The organism is Pseudomonas graminis, from assembly GCF_900111735.1.
Taxonomy (GTDB): Bacteria; Pseudomonadota; Gammaproteobacteria; order Pseudomonadales; family Pseudomonadaceae; genus Aquipseudomonas; species Aquipseudomonas graminis.
On sequence record NZ_FOHW01000009.1, the window covers coordinates 117,475 to 136,004 of the forward strand.

Sequence of the window (18,530 nt, forward strand, 5' to 3'; positions counted from 1 at the left end):
GATAGCCATGTGGATGCATGGGCCATTTTGTTCATTGTTGTATTAGTGGTGGGGGCGGTGGTGTTTTGGGTGACTCACCAGTAGGGCTGTTGGGTTTGGGTCGAAGATCAAGATCCTTGAGATCAAGGGCGTCTGTCTTAGGGCAGACTGCTTCGCCTTCGGCGACTTGCTTTTGAAAAGTCGAAAGTCGCACCCTCCAAAAGTAAGCAAAAGTGCCTGCTCCTGGTTTGGCCGCTCGTTCCTCGGGGTCCGTTCACTCCGGTCTCGCTCCGTGGGCACGCTGAGATCCGCCATCCATGGCGGGGGGTGTCGTCAGCCCTTCGGCTCTTTGGTGCCCAGCACGTCGCGAATGCTGTCGACGACATTGCTGTCTTTGATGACGTCGTTAAGCCAGCCTTCCAGGGGCATGTTGCCCCATTTGATCGCGCGTTCGATCAGGTAGGGCACCGGGCTTTGCGGCTCGGTCTGTTTGAAGAACTGGGCGACGCCGGCGAGCATGGTGAAGGCTTCGTCGCGGGTCAGCGGGGTGGTGCGCAGGGGGGCCGACGCGGTGTCTTTCACGGTGATGGTCATGGCAGGCCCCGCAGCGGGTTGATCGGCTGTTTCGGCGACAGGCTCGACGGTCGGTTGGGCAGGCGCCGGATTGATTTCCACGCCACGGTCCTTGAGCAGTTTTTCCGCCAGTTGCGCGGCGCGGGAAAGGATCTCGCTCAGGCCGGCGAAGCTTGGCGCCTCAACACCAAACAGACGATCCGCCGTGGCTTGCAACTGCCGGCAAGCCTGCAGGCTGTCGGTGATTTCCGAGGCCTTGCGCAGGAAGTGCTCGGTGTCGGTCAGTACCACGGAACGCTGGAAGACTTCCGCGTTGATCTTGCCTTCGTCCAGGGCGATGCGCATGGCCTGGGGGTTTTGCAGGGCGAGGTTCTCGATGTGCCGGGACTCGTCGTAGCGCAGCAGGCCGAACTGATCGCCCTGGGTGATCGGCAGCCCGCCCACCACGTCGGCCAGGGTAGTCTTCAGCCAGGCCAGGCGTGCGGCGCGTTCTTCCAGGCCTTCGTCCAGCGCCGGATACAGATCATCCCAGAAGCGCTCAAGAATCCGTTCGGCCAGGGTCAGGCCGAAGGTGATGCCGACGAAGTGGTATTTGTGCGCCAGCGCTTCACTGAGCCAGGCGACCAGCATCAGATCCTTGCTCTGCTGAGCAAGGCCTTGTGCAGCCAGGGTGATCGTCAGGTCCCAATCCGAAGACTTCAGATCGGTTTGCCAGTCACCCTGGGTCAAGTAATCAGGGTCCGCTCGACGAGCTTCCTTGACGTTGTCGAACAGCGTGGAAAAGCTCAGGTCTTCGCCGCTTCCTCCATTGATCGGTGCTGTCAGCTCGGTCAGTGAAAGGTCGTTGAGAAATTCAGACATGGTCAACTCGGGATAAGAAAAAAGAACACCGCGCCCATCCAGCCGGCACGGTGTTGAATACGGCCCGCTGCACCAGGCAGCGGGCCGTTGTGACTACTCGATCAAGCGAAAACCTTGTTGGCCGTGCGGTCCCAACCACCGGTGACGTTACCGCCACCCTGGCCATCGGCACGGCTCTGCTGGGTGTAAGTGGTCTTGATGCGAGCGAAGTTGAAGCTGATTTCTTCGATCGGCAGGTCGCTGACGGCTTTGTCTTCGCCATCCTGACTGCCACCGGCAACGGCCTTGACCGACGACACCACAACCTCTTCCAGGTTGATAGTCAGGTAGGTCAGCTTGTCGCCGCCGGCACGGTTGACGTTCAGCTGGATCTTGGCGATGTGAGTGCCTTTGCAGCACGCTTCGAACAGCTTCGCCGAGGCCTTGTCGACCGCTTTGCGGATGCTGAAATCGCTCAGTGCAACGCGCTCGGAGGACGCACCGCCTGAAGAGCTGGCAGTCGCCGACGTCGCTTGGGTGGCGCCGTACTCGTAGCCGAGTACTTCAATCCAGTCCTTGTGCTTGTCATCCAGAACTTCGCCTGGAATGCCGTCGATCTGAATATATGCGTCAAATGCCATTTCTTGATTCTCCTTACTTACATGTTGGGGCTAGCCGTCCAGCGGCCAGGTCACGCCCCTTGATTTGACCCCTCTGAACATTCAAAGGGATCGGTTGCCGCTGCCCGGGCCTTCGTACAACAGGGCCCGGGCGCCGGGTTCTTCAGGTGCCTGCGCGCAATCAGTTAAGCGCACGCACCTCGATTTCTACGCGCCGGTTAGGTTCAAGGCACTGGATCAGCTGCGCACGCGGCTGCTGCATGTCGCACTTGACCAGCGGCTTCTCGCTGCCTTCGCCCACGGCTTCCACCAGCTCGGCGGGCACGCCCTTGCCGACCAGATAGGTCTTGATGGTTTGCGCCCGCTGCCTGGACACCTGCAGGTTGCCCTGGCGATCGCCAAGCTGGTCGGCGTGACCGGCGATGATGATCTTGCCGATGTTCGGCGTGCTCAGCAGCTTGCCGGCGATGGCGCTCAGCTGACCCTGACCCTCGGTTTTCAGGCTCTGGAAATCGGCACGGCCGAAAGCAAACAGGGTGTCCGATTCCAGGGTGATGGTCTCGATGGAGCGCAGCGATTGCGAGAGCAGGCTGTTGATGTAATTGCGCGAACTCGACGTCAGGAACGCGTTGTCGAGAATCCTCGGCACGTCGGGTTCGTGGATCTGGTCGCTGTAGAAATTGACCTGGCGGCTGGCGAGCTCGTAGTCCGTGCCCGAATTCGTCGCAGCGCCGGCAGCGCCGATGGTTTTGCCGGTCTGCTTGGCGATGGCCGGGTACCAATAGTCAGGGATCTTCGCCTTGAGGAAGGCCGGATCGGCTTTTTCCCGTTGGGAGCGCGAGAGCTGAACGTAAGTCTCCAGCGTCGCCTTGCCGAAGTCGGCAATGGACTGCGCGCGGTTGTCGTTGGGCAGCGCGCGCGGCTCGACACTGTCAACGCCGGTCACCGGCATCAGGTCTTTGGCGTTGCGCTGGTAGACCTTGATCGTGGTCAGCAGGTACAGCGAGCGGGTGAGGTTGTCGGCGGTCGGCTTGAGCATGACCGTTTCCAGTCGGTTGAAATAACGCGCACGCACCAGCGGCTCGACGTTATAACCCTGATAGAGGCCCAGACGGAGGCGCAGCGGCACACCCTGATCATGGTGTCGCGCGTAGTAGTCGGCGGTCCCGATGCGCAGACGGTCAAGGGTTTGCCAGTCGGTGTACTGCCCCGGCGTGCCATCGTCCCGGGCCGCAGCGGCGGTCAGTTCAGACGACAGCGTCTGGATCTCGGTCTTGTTGTTCCAGAACGACCAGCCCCATACGCCGCACAGCAGCAGCGCAATCAGGCTGGCGCCGCCAATCCAGGCGGCCTTGCGACGGCGTTCGCGGACATTGCTGGTGTACAGCGCCACCAGATGCTGATCGGGGATGATCACCTTGCGGAACAGGCTGTTGATGAACAGCGGCTGCGGCTGGGCGTGACCGATGGCGGCGGCTTGTTCGGCTTCGAGGGAGAAGCGCTCGCTGACCTGACGGGTATGGCCACCCAGCTCCGGCGCGTCGGCATCCAGCGCGCTGGTAAAGTAGAAACCGCGCAGCAGCTCGGCGTTCTGGTAAGGATTGGCGCGCAGCAGGGCGTCGACGAACAGTTGCAGCCGAGGCTTGAGCGCGGCGAGTTCCAGGGGGAACCGGTACACCGCCGAATCCCGACGGGTGATCTGAATGTCCTGCAACACCAATTGCTGGCTGGCGACTTCCTTCCAGTAGTTGACCAGTTCGTCCATGGCCACGCCGAAGCGCTGGGCCCAGTCGGCTTTTTCATAGTCCTTGTGGGTGAAGGTCTTGCCCATGACTTCGCCACGGGCCACTTCGTCCAGCTGGCGATAAAACGGCGCAAAGCCCGGCACCAGGTCGCACTTGGTGAACACCAGGTAAATCGGCAGGCGCACTTCCAGCAGCGAATAGGTCTCCTGAATGCGTTCACGCAGGCGCTTGGCCAGACGTTCCTGATCTTCCAGCGAGGCCTGCAGAATGTCGTGGATGCTTACTGTCACGATCAGCCCGTTGAGCGGACGACGCTGGCGGTGCTGACGCAGCAGCTGCAGGAAGCCGCGCCATTTGCCGGCTTCTTCCTGATCGGTCATGTAGCGTCCAGCGGTGTCCAGCAGCACCGCTTCGGAGCTGAAGAACCAGTCGCAATTGCGCGTGCCGCCCAGCCCGGCGACGCGAACGCCTTCGCGTTCGGCGTAGGGGAAGTTCAGGCCGGATTGATACAGCATGGTGCTCTTGCCGGCGGCTGGCTGACCGACTACCAGATACCACGGCAGGGCGTACAGCGCGTCTTTGGCGCGAGTGCCGCGGGGCGTGTTGCTGCGCAGGCGATCGATGCTTTGCAGCAGGCGCTCGCGCAGCAGGCTGACTTCTTCCCGGTCCGCGGGGCTTGCGTTCAGTACCGCCTGATCGGCGTCGTCGCGCAGCAGCCCTTCGAGGTTGTGCTGCCGCGAGTTGCTCCGGTAGAGAAACAGCACGTAGCCGATCGAGAGCAGCAGAAAGACCGCGATGCCGGTCAGCAGGCTGCCCAGGGAACTGAAGTCCAGCGCACGGCCCAGCCCCCAGACGATGAAGATCGTCAGGAAGAAGCACACTCCCAGAATGTAGGGTTGGTAGCGCAGCAGGTAATACTTGAGCTTGTTCATACAGACTTCACATCCAGCGCGTCGACAAAACGGTCGATGACGTCAAAAAGGGGGCGGTCGGTGTCGGGAAACTGGGGCGGCCGGTGGTGTTCATCGAACGCCGCGAAGTCCGCCAGCACGTCGTAATGCTCACTGCGCCCGGCCGGATCGGTCAGCGCCGCGTACAGGCCGGTGTTGCTGCGCGACGGGAAGCACAACAGCCTGGGCCGCATGAAGTCGTCGGCCAGCACGCTGACCTGGGGCGACACACGGCCGGTTTTCATCCGCGTCAGCCAGTCCACCCAGAGGTCCGCTGTCGGGTTTTTCAAACCGCGTTCAGCCGGCAGCGGCAGGCTGATGCACGGCGCCTGGGCCAGGTTCAGCGGGCGGCGCAGCGCATTCAACCGGGTCAGCACGGCATTGGTGACGAATTCCGGCCAGGAGTGACCCAGCGCCGTGGCAATGTCCCGCAGGCTGAAGTTGCGCAGGAATTTCTCGTGCACCTGGCGGAACAACGCGAAGTCCTGACCCTGCAACGGGCGCAGCGCCTTGATCCGCTCGAACAGCACCGCCGACTGTTCGCCCTGGGCGCCGAGGTGCAGCAGCGGCTTGATCTGCGCGCAGAACAGCTCGCTCAGGGTGAACGGGTTGACCAGCGGCTCGCCATCGACTGCCTTCACGGTCTGGAAGATGAACAGCGGGTAGCGGCGCTGGCTGGAATCCATCGAGCTGACCAGCCCGCCCAGCAACCAGTTGCCCGAGCGCGCGCGGTACGAGAAGAAGCACAGCGGCAGGCGATCGAATCGCGCCTGCCAGTCTTCCTGCGAATGAATCGCCGCAAGCGACGCCTGCAGCCAGCCGTCGAACTCGCAGACGTCCTCGCCTGCGCCATGGAGGCTGACGAAGTCTGCGCTAGACGGTATTTTCCCGAAGCAGCCGATCATCGACGGCGCTCCTGACCGCTCACAACGCCGCTTTGAACTTCCAGCACCGCGCACATCACTTCGCCGATCCTTGCGCCACGTCCTTGGACGGCGTGTTCAGCGCGCTCAGGGATTTGACGTTGGCCAGGTCGGTCAGCTTGACCCCACCGTAGTTTCTCACTGCGAGGCTGACCTGACCGTTGGCCGTGTTCCAGCTGAAGCGCTGCTGGATGCCGTCGAGGTCATCAACCCGCGCGCTGTCGTTCATGCGCAGCAGGCCCCAGCGACCGGGGTAGTCGAACACGGTGATGCGTTCGCCGGTCAGGGTGACGACGTCCAGACGTGCGCCCGGTGCGGTGGTGGTGCCCGGCCAGGAGAAGCGGCTCCAGCTGGTTTTGCCGTTGCGGTAATGCTGCACCTGACCGTCGAGGGTGAAGATGATGTCGGTGAAAAACGCCGACGGCTCCAGCATGATTTCGAAGCCGTTTTCCTTGTCCGACAGGCTGGCGATGACCTGGCCGAGGGAGCTGGCCTTGTCGATGCTGGTGACCATGTTCGGGTTGACCAGCGGCGCAGCCTTCGCGCCGCTGCTCATGCCCAAGCCTTCACCGCCGGAGAGGTTGCCGATTTCGTTGCGCTTGAAGTTCGGCAGCAGGCCGGACTCGGGGTCGACGAAACGCTGCAGGTCCTTCACCGAGGCTTCGTTGCGGCTGCCGGCGGCAATCGGGTAACGGTGCGCCATGACCTGTTCCCACGGCTTGGCAATCTGCTGCGCCCAAGCCTTGGCGATCTGCTGGCCGGCCGGGTCGCGCAGGGTTTCCCAGGCGAACTGGATCGGCAGGCTGAACAGGCCCTGCAGCGATTCCGACAAGCTGCCCCGGCTACTGTCTACCGTGGTCTCGACGTAGTTGCGCACGTTGGTGACTTCGCTCGGCTGACCTTCCAGGGTTTCGCTGATCAGCTGCTTGCTGCTCTTGCCGACGTCCTGGGAGCGCTGGATGTTGTTCATCCGCACTTTCAGTTTGCGCAGTGCCGCCAGGTAACGATCCATGATCGTGCTGTCGGCGCCTTCAGCGTTCTGCGTCGCGAAGACCCGCGACACCGGCTCGAAGCGCTGGGCCAGGCTGCCGTCATCCACCGCAGGCAGCGGCGAGAGCATGGCAGCGGTCGGCGCTTGCGGGCCGCTGACCAGCCCGGTGACCTTGCTCCAGAAATCATCGGGCTTCGGCGTGCCGGCCTGTTGATTGACCTGGGGCGCGGGCACGTCCCACTGGGTGTTGTCGTTGACCCCGGACAGCAGGATTTTCACTGGCGAGTTCTGCACGTCACTCAGCAGCGACAACTGCTGGGTGGCGTTGGCCATGTCGGTGAAGTGACGCACGCCGATGCTGCTCAGCAGGGTGTACCAGGATTGGGCGTAGTCACGCTTGTAGCGCGCCATGAACTCGCGCATGAAGTTGGCTTTCTGGATGATGCTGTCGCCGCCGTCGCCGTCCAGGACCCAGTCGGACTCGTTGCGCAGGTTGCTCGACATCAGCTTGATCAGCTCGGGTTTGACGAAACCGTCCCAGCCCTGGCGGGTGAAGATTGCCGGCACCGCCTCGCTGCCATAGAGCAACTGACGGCCGGGCAACGGCACCAGCTCGTTGAGGCCCACGGCGGGGAACTGGCGACTGGCTTCCAGTTGCAGGCGCAGGTATTCACGGTCCACCAGCGAACTGGAAATCATGAACGACTTGAGGCTCCTGCGGGTTTCTTCGACCAGTTGATCATTGCGGGGCAGGGCAGGGGCCTGTCCGGTCTTGAGCAACTGCACGTACATCGGCACGTTGTCGGCGATCACTTCATCGCTCACCGGGCTGTCCGCCGAAGCGGTGTTGCTCCAGGCGACGGGCAGAGCAGCGCTGACGAATTCCGGGTCCGAGTGCGCACTCGGTTGGGTCAGCATCAGGTACAGCTTGAGCGAGTTGTAGGACTCGATGATCGAGGCCACTTGTTGCTCATCCAGGCGCCCTAGCATTTCTTCGGACAACGACAGCCCGCCGGTGGTGGCCGACAGTTCCGCTGCGTCACTGGCCGTGGCCGGATTACGCAGATCGGCAAGGGCGGCTTCGCGGGTCTTGGTCACGTTGCTGCGCACGGCGCCTTTGAGACGACTGCCGACATCACCGACGCTGCGCGGGATGCTGCTCAGGCTCGGCTTGCCGGTGGTGGCAGTCAAACTGCGCACGCCGCGATCCACCAGCTTTTGGCCTTTGCCGGTCTTGCTGCCGGGCTTGTCACTTGACTTACCAGCAGTGGCACCGAGTTCGTTCTGAGGGTCCACGGATTTGGTGAACTCGTTGAACGCGCGCATCTGCATTTGCAGCTTCAGCGCCACCGGCTCAAGGGCCTGGCTGCGCAGTTGCTGGAGATAGGCCGTTTGCGCGGCAGCAAAGATTTCGTCACCGCGATACAGGCCGGCACTCAATTGCAGCGGCACGCCCTTGGCGCGGTGTTTTTCGATTTGCGCCAGTTCATGGCGCAGCAGCTCCAGGCCCTCACCGGCGGCCATGCGCTGGGCACGGTCGGGGGCGTCGCTCAGCTCGGTCAGTTTGTCTTGCAGGGCGGCGATCCACTCACGGTTGTGCTGGAACGACAGCGCCTGCCAGCCGATGAAACCGAAACCTGCGAGCAGTGCGGCGGCGATGACCACCGGGGTCATGGACCTGTCGCGGCCGTCGCGGGATTGATACGAGGTCAGCTCGCGATCGGGGAAGATCACCCGGCGGAAGGTGTCGGTGATGAAGTAGCTGCGGTCGCCGGTTTTCCGGCCATTGGCCTGGGCGGTTTGGGCGCCGTCGCTGGCTGGCTGCAGAGCGAAGGATTCGGCGAGATCGTCGTCGAACACCTGGCTCAGTTGCTCGGCGGTCTGCAGCGCGCTGGTGAAGTACAGGCCGCGCAGCAGCAAGGGGCTGCCGTGGCTGGCCGGTTGAGTGAAGTGCTCAAGGAACGGCACCAGCACGCTGGACAGCTCGGCGAAGTAATTGGGGAAGTTGAGCAGCGCGCTGTTGGCGTCGGAACCGAGCCTGATCATCTGCGCATCGACGTGACGCTGCACGCCGTTGTGCAAGTTCCTCAGTTTGCTGTCGAGGACCGTCTTCAAGCCCTGGGTGCGGATTTCCGACAGGGCGAATGTCATGCCCAGCGGCTGCTGACGCTCGTTCAGGTCCAGACCGTCGAAGGCCTGATTGAAACCCGGCAACTGGTCGGTCTTGCTCAGCATCAGGTAGATGGGCGGATGGGCGTCGAGGCTGCGGCTGTATTCTTCGATGCGCGCGACCAGCTGGATCGCCATCTCCGCACGTTCCTGGGCGGTGGCCGCCAGCAGTTCCGGCAGACTGACTACCAGCACCAGACCATTGATCGCGGTTTTCTTGCGCTGCTTTTTCAGCAGTTGCAGGAAGGCGGTGAATTCGCTCGCCGACTGGTCGTCATTGAGGTAACGGCCGGCCGTGTCGATCAATACCGCTTCAGGGCTGAAGTACCAGTCGCAGTGGCGGGTGCCGCTTTCGCCACTGCTCTGGCCTCCGGCGGTGGTGGCCGACAGCCCCGAGCGGGTCAGCAGCGAAGTCTTGCCCGCCGCTGACTGGCCAATCACCAGGTACCACGGCAGCTCATACAGTGCCGACGAACCGCCGCCGCCTGCCGAGCGATCGGCGCGGAGCATGGTGATCGCGTGCTTGAGGCGATCACGCAGCACTTGCTGGTCGCGGAAATCGCCGTCGGCCGGCAATGAGCGGTCGACTTCATGGTGCACCAGACGCTCTAGATTTCGCTCCGCGGACATGCGTCGCAGCTGGCGCAATATTCCGACGAAGACATAGAACGCGCTGACCACCAGCATGACCTGAAGCAGGTATTCCCGCGACCATTGGCTGCGCGTCGCCACGACCACGCACGCGACGAGGCTCGCCAGCCACAGCGCGATGAGGATGAACCAGAAACTTTTTAGAGCGCGAAGTAGTGTTTTCATGTCTTCCTGACCCGCTTACCCGAGTAGTGCTCAGGCACTGAACAATTGGCTGATGTGTTCGGACAATAAGGCAACGTCCTTGCCCAGCAGCCAGTCCAGCGTCAGGTAAACCGCCAGACAGACCAGTGCGATCAACGCCAGGTACACCCACACCGGCACCTCGTGGCGCAGCATCTGCGAGACCTGATCCGGCAGCGCCCAGTCCGGGGACAGCGCCTTGGGGGTCTTGCGATAGCGAGCGATATCCTGGCCGAGGGTGTTGGCCAGATAGCGCAATTGATCCTTGCCTTCACCGACGCTGAATTTGCCTTCGAAACCCAGTGCCAGGCACAGGTGATAAACCTCCAGCACGTCGAGGTTGCGTTTGACGTCGGCGCGCAGGGTCTCGATCTTGTCGAAGAAACCTTCGCCCGCCAGGTGCACGCCGAAGTGGCGGAATTGCAGCGGCGACACTTCGATGTGCCGGCGCAGCTCGTTGACCTTCTCGGCCGGCGCCGCCAGTGCGGCGTTGGCTGAAGGGGGAGCACCGTCGGCTTTAACCACGACCGGCGCCTCGGGCATTTTGGCCCGCAGCACGCTTTCGTCGAGAAACGCGCACAACGCGTATTGCGTGTCCTTGACCTGCTCGACGCTGTAATCCGAGGCGCGGGCTTCCCGCTCCAGGGTCGCGAAGAAGCTGTCCACGCTCTCCTCGAAGGCGCTGACCGAAGTCACTTGACGGCCACGACGCAGTATCAGCGCCATGCTGATGAATTCCTGCACCAGGTCTTTGAGGGTCGGTTTTGGCTGGTCGGCGGCCATGGCGCCTTGCATTACGGCTTCGCTCATTTGAGTACTGCCATCAGTTCAAGCTTGAGGTTGGTGAAAGCGCTGGGTGCGTAGAACGAGATCGCCTGGGCGCTCATCATGCGTTCGTAGACCCGGCCATGGGGTTCGATCGAGAAGTAGTGGTTGTCCAGACGCACCGGAATGGCGTTGGGCAATCGCGTCGAATGGTTGAGCGTGGCGCCGGGCATGGCGCTGTTGACCACCACTTCGATGTCTTCCGGCGAGCCGACCTTGACCGCCCGCGGTACCAGTTCCAGCAGGCTGGAGCCGGGCATGTCGGCGTGCACGGAAATGTAGAAGTCGGCATCGACCAGACGCGGATCGTGCAACTGGCCCTGCCAGTACGAGGGCTTGGTCTGGGTCAGGTTGATGACGATGCACTGGTTCGGGATGACGTTGTCCAGCAGCGTACGGATCATCTGGTCCAGGGTGACCAGCGACGCCGCCGGGTCGTGGTGGTTGTACTCGGGGATGTCGTTGAGCTCGACGTCCAGCGAAAAGGTCAGCAAGCCGCCGGCCAGCTCCGCCAGGAACAGGTACAGACGCTCCGGGTGCAGACGCGGGTGAGCCAGCAAGTGGGCCAGATTCGGGTACGCGCGGTTGACCGTGTTGAGCAACCAGAACAGCGTGACGTCGCTGGAGCCGAATTCGGCAATCTGGTCGGCACGTTCGCGGCGGCGGCCGGAGAGCGCCTTGCTCTTGGAGTGCAGGGCGCCGAGCAGACGCTTGCCCAGGCCGATCAGGGTTTCGTGGGTGCCCAGGTGCAAGGTGGGGTGGACGAAATGGGTGTCGAGGCTAAAGCCGCCGATGTTGTTGCGCGACAGCCGCGCGATCGGGCAGTAGCTGTAGCCGTCCAGGGTGTCGCCGTCGATCAGCATGACCACGTTCAGGCGCAGGCTGGTGATTTCGTTTTCCAGATCGCCTTCGTTGAGGTCGGGCAGGGTGTCGAACTGCTTGCGGAATCGCCGTGCGTTTTTCTGCTCCTGACCGTCTTCGACGTAATTGAGGCCGAACGGCTCAGGCAGCTTCAAGGCGGCGTAGACCTTGAAGTCATTGCCCTTGAGCAACTCGCGCAAATCCCGCGCAGCCGGCAGCGGATCATGTGACGGCGCGTCGAACAGGCTGCCATCGGGAAACACCAGTTTCAGCCGCTTGAATTGCAGGGACCCGCCGGCCAGCGCTTCTTCGTCGATCTGCATGGCCTGCACGCCCCAATGGAAGGGCGTGGCGCGCAGCGTCGATTCGCTCAGCTGGTGCTGATGGAATTCATCCTGGTACTGGAAGTGCTGTGGCAGAAGAAACATGCCTTCGGACCACATCACGCGGCTTTGCTTACTCATGAACGCCTTCCACTAATGAATCGAACTTTGACTGCGCGCCTTTTTGAGCGGAGTCGACCGCTGTGTCCTGGGCCTTCTGCACCGCTGCGTCCTGCACCTGTTGAGTCAGTGACGGATTGCCTGCATTGGCGGCGGGCGAGGGCGAGGGCATGACATTGCTTTTGGCGAACTGCGCCTCGGTCTGCGGCTTGTTCAGCACATCCTGACCGCGCACCGCCAGCACGTGGTTGTTGTCGACCAGCACGCGCAGGCCGTCGGAGGAAAACCAGATGCCGTCCTTGCGCAGGGAGTTGGCGTCGAAGGCGACTTTCCAGTGGCTCTTCTCGTCGGAGCGGAAAAACGCAGCGATGCCGACATAACCAGTAGCCGTATTCAGCGGCCACTGGTCGATCTGGCCCATGCCTGGCAGCAGGGTGATTTCCTGGCTGTCGATGAGCGTGTTGCCGAGGGCCTGCTGCGGGTTGTCCCACAGCGAATCGGCGTCGATGGACGCAAAGCGCTCAAGCGCCGTGAGCTGATAGACCCGCAGCACAACCGACAGCGGCCGGCCGCTTTCATCGGGGTTGAGCTGGTTGCCGCCGTCGGCGGTGAGGATGACTTTTTCCTTGTCGCCGAACAGCATGTCGCCGGCCCACGTGTCATCGACGCGCTTGCTGGCGCGGTCGGTGATGCCGCAGGCGGTGAGCGCCATCACGACCGTCAGAAGGGCCACGCGGGTGGCCCAGCCAGCCCCGGCGCAAAGACGTTCCCTGTTTCGCATATTCATGACTGCATACCTATGAATGCTCGATCGATCCAGCCAGCTCAAACCAGTCGGTAGGCGAAACCGCCATCGCTGCCCAGCTCGATGTTCAGGCTCTGAATCGGTTTGTCCTGGGCCATGCGTTCCAGCACGTGCTGGGACAGTTCCGGCATGAGGGTCTTGGACAGAATGTTGTCGATGTTGCGTGCGCCACTGTCGACCTCGGTGCAGCGCGCCGCGATGGCCTTGACCAGCGCCTCGTCGTAACCGAGCACGGCCTGGTGATTGCGCTCGAAACGCTTGCGAATGCGCTCCAGCTTCAGGGCAACAATGCGCTCCAGAATCTCGTCCTGAACCGGGTAGTACGGCACGATGGTCAGACGGCCCAGAAAGGCCGGCTTGAACACCTGGTTCAGCTCGTCGCGCAGGTCCTCGACGATCTCGTCCGGGGTCGGCTGCTCGGTGGTGTTCAGGCAGCGCTGCATGATGCGATCGGTGCCGGTGTTGGAAGTGAGGATGATCACCGTGTTGCGGAAGTTGATCTCGCGACCTTCGCCGTCGTCCAGCACGCCCTTGTCGAAGACCTGGAAGAACAGCTCAAGCACGTCAGGGTGGGCTTTTTCAACTTCGTCCAGCAGCACCACGCTGTAGGGTTTGCGCCGCACCGCTTCGGTCAGCACGCCGCCTTCGCCATAACCGACATAACCCGGCGGCGAGCCTTTGAGGCTGGAAACGGTGTGGGCTTCCTGGTACTCGGACATGTTGATGGTGATGACGTTACGTTCACCGCCGTACAGGGTGTCGGCCAGCGCCAGGGCGGTTTCGGTCTTGCCGACGCCGCTCGGGCCCAGCAGCAGGAATACGCCGATGGGCTTGTTCGGGTCTTCCATGCGTGCGCGGGAGATCTTGATGCGTTTGCCGATTTCCGCCAGGGCGTGATCCTGACCCAACACACGTTCGCCCAGCAGTGCCGGCAGGCGCTGAACGGTGTCGATTTCGTTGCGCAGCATCTTGCCCAGCGGGATGCCAGTCCAGCCGGAAATCACCTCGCCGATGGTGCCGCCGTCGACCAGTGCGTGGACCAGCGGCTGCTCGCCCTGAACGGCTGACAGCTCGGCGCGCACGGCGGAAATTTCGCTGACATCGGGTGTCTCGACGCTGCCCAGTTCAGCCAGTTTCTTGACCAGATCCAGCTCGCGCTGCCATTGCTGCTCCAGCGTCTCGCGAGTCTTTTGAACGCTCTGCAACTCCTCGTTCAGTGCAGCGAGACGGCGGGAGTGGTCGCTGCCTTTGGCGGCTTCCTGCTCCAGCACCGCGATCTCAGCCTGGACGTTGTCGATCTGGCGCTTGCGGTCTTCCAGCGGGCCGGGCTGTGCCGACTGCGCCAGGGCCACACGGGCGCAGGCGGTGTCGAGCACGCTGACGGCTTTGTCCGGCAACTGACGCCCGGTGATGTAGCGGTTGGACAGGCGCACGGCCTGCACTAGCGCTTCGTCCATCACCGTGACTTTGTGGTGTTCCTGCATTTTGCCGAGCAGGCCACGGAGCATGTAAATGGCTTTGTCTTCGTCCGGCTCCTCGACCTTGACCACCTGGAAGCGGCGGGCGAGGGCGGCGTCTTTCTCGAAGTACTTTTTGTACTCCGCCCAGGTGGTCGCGGCGATGGTGCGCAACTCGCCCCGGGCCAGTGCCGGCTTCAGCAGGTTGGCGGCATCGTTCTGCCCGGCCTGACCGCCGGAACCGATCAGCGTGTGGGCTTCGTCGATGAACAGGATGATCGGGTGCAGGCTGCGCTTGGTTTCTTCGATGACTGACTTCAGGCGGTTCTCAAACTCGCCCTTGACCCCGGCGCCGGCTTGCAGCAGCCCCAGATCGAGGGTGTGAATCGCCACGTCCTTGAGCACCGACGGCACGTCGCCCTGCACGATGCGCAACGCCAGGCCTTCGACGACCGCGGTTTTACCCACGCCGGCTTCACCGGTGAGGATCGGGTTGTTCTGCCGGCGACGGGTCAGGATATCGACCATCTGCCGCACTTCGAACTCGCGGCCCAGCACCGGATCGATGCGGCCGTCGCGAGCGCTCTGGGTCAGATTGATGGTGTACTGATCCAGCCCCGGAGTCTTGCCGTTGCCCTGAACGGTGCGGCCGCTCGCGGCTTTCGGGCTTTCCAGCGGGCTGGCCAGACCGGATTCCGGGCTGCCTTCCACCAGCGCGGCGAGGTTGACGCGCAGGTCGTCGGCGTTGATTTTTTCCAGCTCCGGCGCCGAGGCGACGACCACGCGGTGCAGCTCGTCATCGTCCAGCAACGCCTGAATCAGGTAACCGGTGCGGATCTGGCTCTGGCCGAATTCGATGGAAGCCAGCACCCAGGCCTGTTCGATCATCCGGGTGATGTGCGGCGACAGGGCCGGCGTGCGCGTGTTGCCTTTTTTGAAGGTGCCCAGGGCCGTGACCAACTGCGCCTGCAAGCGCTCGGGAACCACGTCGTAATGACGCAGGATAGCCGGCAAATCGTTGTCGTTGTTTTCCAGCAGCTGCAGCAGCAGGTGCTCGACTTCAACGTCGTAATGGTTTTCTGACAAGCACAGGGCGGCAGCGCCTTCTGTGGCTGTGCGACTGGTTTCGTTCAGTTTGGCGAACAGCGACTTCAGGTTCACAGTGAGACCCCATCAAAAGGAATATGGAAAAGAGCACAACGGGCCGGTTCGACATCGGCGCCCGGACGTTTCAACCAGCCCAGCCAGCCCAGCGCGACGTTGCCCTGACGGCCGATTTTTGCCAGCGGCACCGCTTCACGCATGAGGGTCGGCGCGATCTGGAAATCCAGGTGCGCACCGACGTAAAAACGCACCAGTTCCACCAGCTTCTGGTAGTCCTCGGTGCCGGGCTGAAAACGCTGGTAGTCGCCCAGCGCCAACGGGCCGATGTCGATGCGCACGCTGGACTGGTAATCCCAGACCCGGTTGCCGACCACGGCGCTCTGCCCGAGGGCGGCGTTCTTGCGGCCCAACTGGGTGCACTGGCTCACGTCGAGTTTCAGCCAGCGCCCGGCGAACTGACGCACCTTGAACGGCAGCGAGAAGTAAAAGCTCAGCATCACTTGCAGGTTCAGCGCGTTGCGCGGCTTCTGCGCAAACATCCCCGAGAAATAGCTGAATAGCTCACGACGCAAGGGCGAACCTTCAGGGCCGAACTTTTGCTTCTGCGCCTGCGGGCCCAAACCCACCAGGTGCAGCAGGTAGCGATCGAAGTCCGACGTGCCATTGCGCTCGTACTCGATGTAGAACTTGTATTTCTGCCAGGCTTCGTAGAACAGCGTGGTCATGCGATGGGAAAACACGTCAAGAAACGCGTGGGCGGCGTCGTCGCGGTACTGAATGTGGCGTTCCAGCAACAGCTCGGTGTACGGGCGCGGCAACACGCCGGACGGCCCGACCAGCCCCATGAACGTCACCTGCACTTCGGTCAGCGGCAGCCCGGCCGCAGACACCTTGCCCTCGCGCTCGAACTTGAGGTCGCTGACTTCGCTCGCCGGGAAATTCAGCGACAGCTGCGAACGAAAGCGCAACGGGTCTTCATGGGGCCGCGTCTGCAGATCCATTCGCCCGTTCCTGCTGTAATGCAGGCGGAGCAAACGCACCAACTGAAAGAATTCGAATCGGTGCGGCTCAGCCCGTGCCTGGTCGATCAGACCAGGGGTTGATCGCCGGTTCGCGGGGGCCATTGGACCACTCTCTTTTCGCGCTGCAAGGTGCGCAGGGTTAATTGGGTAAAGCTGTTGATCGAGCAGTACTGGCCGAAGAAATGGTCGAGCACCATGCCGAACAGAAACACGCCACTGCCGGTGTACTGGCTTTCATCGAACTTGAGGGTGATGCCCACGCCGCGCACGAAGTTAGGACGCGGGTGGCCGATCCGCGCGACCACCGGCTCGCTGCTCACCGAGACGATGCCGTTGATCTGCTTGCGGATCGCCGAGGTGTTGCGGTAGTTGTAAAGCGACAGCAATTCCAACAGCACGTCGCGGCCTTTGCTGACCAGCGACATGTGGTTCAACGACAGGTGCGAGACCAGGCGCCAGATCACGCCGTTGCCCAGTGGCACGCGCACCGAGGCGGTGGGCTTGCGCAGGCAGCGGATGTCGTCGATGACCGAGCCTGCCGGGACACTGAAATCCCCGCGCGCGCCGCCGAAGGGCAGCAGTGAAGGCAGGTCGCGGTTGCTGCAGGTCAGGCGGATACTCAAGGTATCGCTGGCCGAGTTGATCAGCTCCAGATCCCGGTCGACCACCCGAATGAACATGTCGGTGCCGTCCCGTTGCCGGCTCTGGGAGGGGCGTCGGCGGGCGATCCAGAAGCTGTTGCCCGGCCCCTGATCGGCGCGCGGCTCGAAGAACGGATGACAGCTGGTGACCTGCTCCAGCCCGCCGACTTTCTTGACCCGGCGCACCTGGTCAATGGACACCACCTCGGCCGTGTTTTGCATGCGCACGTCCGGAATGATGGCGTATTCATGCTGCGCATGGGTCAGGGTGATCGGCTCGGCCTGCTGACGGAACAGGTTGATGATCGGCGTGCAGTTGAGCTTGAAGTTGGCGCGGCCGATGTTCTGGGTCAGGCGCGCCAGCCGGTCGTGCAGGTCGTAGTCGGAGAAGTAGAAATTGATCTCGACTTTGCCCAGGGCCTTGCCCGCCAGTATCCGACCGAAACCGGACAGGTCGAAGAACATGAACTTGTCCGGGAAGGTGAAGTATTCGTGCAGCAGCCGGTAGCCCAGAAATGAACGCTCCGAGTAATCCACCAGCCCTTCATCCAGGCCATAGCCGACAGCCTTCAACGCGTTGGCCGGCAGCGCCACTTCGCGCATACGGCCTTCGTCTTCGAACGTGAGCGTGGCTTTGGCCAGGTTGTTGAAGAGCAACTCGTAGAGCTGCAGCATCAGCGTGCTTTCGCCGTCGAGGAAGAAGCGGAGAGAGTCCAGTTCCATCTGGCCGAACAATACGTCGGAGGTCGCCGTCAGGCCGATGCGCAAACGCGCCACCAGGTCAGCGCTGTGGCCGTTGAACGCCGAGCGTTCCATCTCGACGAACGAAGCCTGCTGGACACTGATCGGCCACAGGTCGACCGGGTAGCAGGTGCGGAACTTGCACACCACGCTGTCGATGGGCGTGGCGTGGATCTCGGTGTGACGCGCCACGCGATAGGCGTCGGTGACTTTCTCGTTCTTGCCCAGGGTGAACTCGACGATGGACATCGACGGGGTTGGGCGCAGGTAGTGCGGGTACAGCACCTCAAGGAACGACTCGACGATTTCCGGAAACTCGTCATCGAGCTTCTTGTGCACCCGTGCCGCGAGAAACGAAAACGCCTCGATCAACCGCTCGGTGTGAGGGTCCTCGCAGTTATCGCCCTCGATGAGCAACCGGGAGGCGATTTTCGGGTACTGGCTCGCGAACTCCTGGCCCAGAAAGCGCAGGTGCGACAGTTCCTTTTCGTAATAGGGGAGCAGGTCGTCGAGCATCAGTTGAGGTTCTGTACTGTGTATTCCTGGGTATTGACCTGCAACACCGCGTCAAAAGAAACCTGACGGGAGATGTCTTGCAGGCGCAGTACGGCGTCAACGCGAAAGGTCAGCATGCGTTGGCCGGTTTGTTGTGCGAGCAGTTGTACCTTGACGCTGCGAAAGCGCCGGTCGCCGTCGGAAATCGCCTTCTCCAGCTGCTGCTGAATCAGATAGCGGTCCTGGGGGTCGAGCACGCTTTTGCTGGTGAAATCGGGCATGCCGTAATCGAGGATCGTCCCGGGCAGTTGCGGGAAACCGGCGAGCTCGCCAGCCACCAGTGACTGACGGGTGTTCACAAGGATCTCCAGGTCACGCACGATGCTGGCCTTGTAATCGGCCAGCGAACACAAGCGTTGCGCCGAGGCTTCAACGGACTGGTGCGGACGGTCGTCCAGCAACCGGTCCAGCAGTGACGGCAACAGCTTGTGTTGGCTACTCATGTTGCCTCC

12 protein-coding genes are annotated in these 18,530 nt (G+C 62.4%); all 12 read right to left on the minus strand.

The features are described from left to right. Window positions 1-312 precede the first annotated feature (312 nt). The 12 genes from tssA to tssE all read right to left on the minus strand — a co-directional run bounded on the left by tssA (window position 313) and on the right by tssE (window position 18,521). Window positions 313-1,413, minus strand: coding sequence for a type VI secretion system protein TssA (tssA, locus tag BMY98_RS09390; RefSeq protein ID WP_074887807.1), 1,101 nt, complete (start codon window positions 1,411-1,413; stop codon window positions 313-315). Window positions 1,414-1,514: 101 nt separating this feature from the next. Next, on the minus strand, window positions 1,515-2,033 hold the full coding sequence (locus BMY98_RS09395) for an Hcp family type VI secretion system effector (protein ID WP_065988935.1): 519 nt from the start codon (window positions 2,031-2,033) through the stop codon (window positions 1,515-1,517). A gap of 160 nt (window positions 2,034-2,193) precedes the next feature. Further along, window positions 2,194-4,689, minus strand: coding sequence for a type VI secretion system membrane subunit TssM (gene tssM / locus BMY98_RS09400; protein ID WP_074887809.1), 2,496 nt, complete (start codon window positions 4,687-4,689; stop codon window positions 2,194-2,196). Further along, window positions 4,686-5,612, minus strand: a complete 927-nt coding sequence (tagF, locus tag BMY98_RS09405; RefSeq protein ID WP_074887812.1) for a type VI secretion system-associated protein TagF — start codon at window positions 5,610-5,612, stop codon at window positions 4,686-4,688. Before tagF ends, tssM begins: the two co-directional genes overlap by 4 nt. Before the next feature lie 55 nt (window positions 5,613-5,667). After that, on the minus strand, window positions 5,668-9,606 hold the full coding sequence (locus BMY98_RS09410; protein ID WP_074887815.1) for a type VI secretion protein IcmF/TssM N-terminal domain-containing protein: 3,939 nt from the start codon (window positions 9,604-9,606) through the stop codon (window positions 5,668-5,670). A gap of 30 nt (window positions 9,607-9,636) precedes the next feature. Continuing rightward, a complete protein-coding gene (gene icmH, locus BMY98_RS09415) occupies window positions 9,637-10,434 on the minus strand; it encodes a type IVB secretion system protein IcmH/DotU (RefSeq protein WP_074887818.1) in 798 nt (265 codons plus the stop codon). After that, window positions 10,431-11,774 (minus strand): type VI secretion system baseplate subunit TssK, encoded by a 1,344-nt coding sequence (gene tssK / locus BMY98_RS09420; RefSeq protein ID WP_074887821.1) that lies wholly within the window; start codon window positions 11,772-11,774, stop codon window positions 10,431-10,433. Before tssK ends, icmH begins: the two co-directional genes overlap by 4 nt. Next, window positions 11,767-12,540, minus strand: coding sequence for a type VI secretion system lipoprotein TssJ (gene tssJ / locus BMY98_RS09425; protein ID WP_074887825.1), 774 nt, complete (start codon window positions 12,538-12,540; stop codon window positions 11,767-11,769). The genes tssK and tssJ overlap by 8 nt, the downstream gene beginning before the upstream one ends. Window positions 12,541-12,578: 38 nt before the next feature. Continuing rightward, window positions 12,579-15,176 carry a type VI secretion system ATPase TssH gene (gene tssH / locus BMY98_RS09430; RefSeq protein ID WP_074887828.1) on the minus strand — a complete coding sequence of 866 codons (2,598 nt, stop codon included), beginning with the start codon at window positions 15,174-15,176 and terminating at the stop codon, window positions 12,579-12,581. After that, a complete protein-coding gene (gene tssG, locus BMY98_RS09435) occupies window positions 15,173-16,243 on the minus strand; it encodes a type VI secretion system baseplate subunit TssG (protein WP_074887831.1) in 1,071 nt (356 codons plus the stop codon). The genes tssH and tssG overlap by 4 nt, the downstream gene beginning before the upstream one ends. After that, window positions 16,207-18,039, minus strand: coding sequence for a type VI secretion system baseplate subunit TssF (gene tssF, locus BMY98_RS09440; protein ID WP_074887833.1), 1,833 nt, complete (start codon window positions 18,037-18,039; stop codon window positions 16,207-16,209). The genes tssG and tssF overlap by 37 nt, the downstream gene beginning before the upstream one ends. Next, window positions 18,039-18,521, minus strand: a complete 483-nt coding sequence (gene tssE / locus BMY98_RS09445; protein ID WP_065988945.1) for a type VI secretion system baseplate subunit TssE — start codon at window positions 18,519-18,521, stop codon at window positions 18,039-18,041. Before tssE ends, tssF begins: the two co-directional genes overlap by 1 nt. Between the last annotated feature and the right edge of the window lie 9 nt (window positions 18,522-18,530).

Excerpts from the sequence above, each read along its gene's own strand:
- tssK (WP_074887821.1), bottom strand. The coding sequence starts at position 11,774 with ATGAGTAAGCAAAGCCGCGTGATGTGGTCCGAAGGCATGTTTCTTCTG.
- BMY98_RS09395 (WP_065988935.1), bottom strand. The coding sequence starts at position 2,033 with ATGGCATTTGACGCATATATTCAGATCGACGGCATTCCAGGCGAAGTT.
- tssG (WP_074887831.1), bottom strand. The coding sequence starts at position 16,243 with ATGGCCCCCGCGAACCGGCGATCAACCCCTGGTCTGATCGACCAGGCA.
- tagF (WP_074887812.1), bottom strand. The coding sequence starts at position 5,612 with ATGATCGGCTGCTTCGGGAAAATACCGTCTAGCGCAGACTTCGTCAGC.
- tssM (WP_074887809.1), bottom strand. The coding sequence starts at position 4,689 with ATGAACAAGCTCAAGTATTACCTGCTGCGCTACCAACCCTACATTCTG.
- tssJ (WP_074887825.1), bottom strand. The coding sequence starts at position 12,540 with ATGAATATGCGAAACAGGGAACGTCTTTGCGCCGGGGCTGGCTGGGCC.
- tssF (WP_074887833.1), bottom strand. The coding sequence starts at position 18,039 with ATGCTCGACGACCTGCTCCCCTATTACGAAAAGGAACTGTCGCACCTG.
- BMY98_RS09410 (WP_074887815.1), bottom strand. The coding sequence starts at position 9,606 with ATGAAAACACTACTTCGCGCTCTAAAAAGTTTCTGGTTCATCCTCATC.
- tssE (WP_065988945.1), bottom strand. The coding sequence starts at position 18,521 with ATGAGTAGCCAACACAAGCTGTTGCCGTCACTGCTGGACCGGTTGCTG.
- icmH (WP_074887818.1), bottom strand. The coding sequence starts at position 10,434 with ATGAGCGAAGCCGTAATGCAAGGCGCCATGGCCGCCGACCAGCCAAAA.
- tssA (WP_074887807.1), bottom strand. The coding sequence starts at position 1,413 with ATGTCTGAATTTCTCAACGACCTTTCACTGACCGAGCTGACAGCACCG.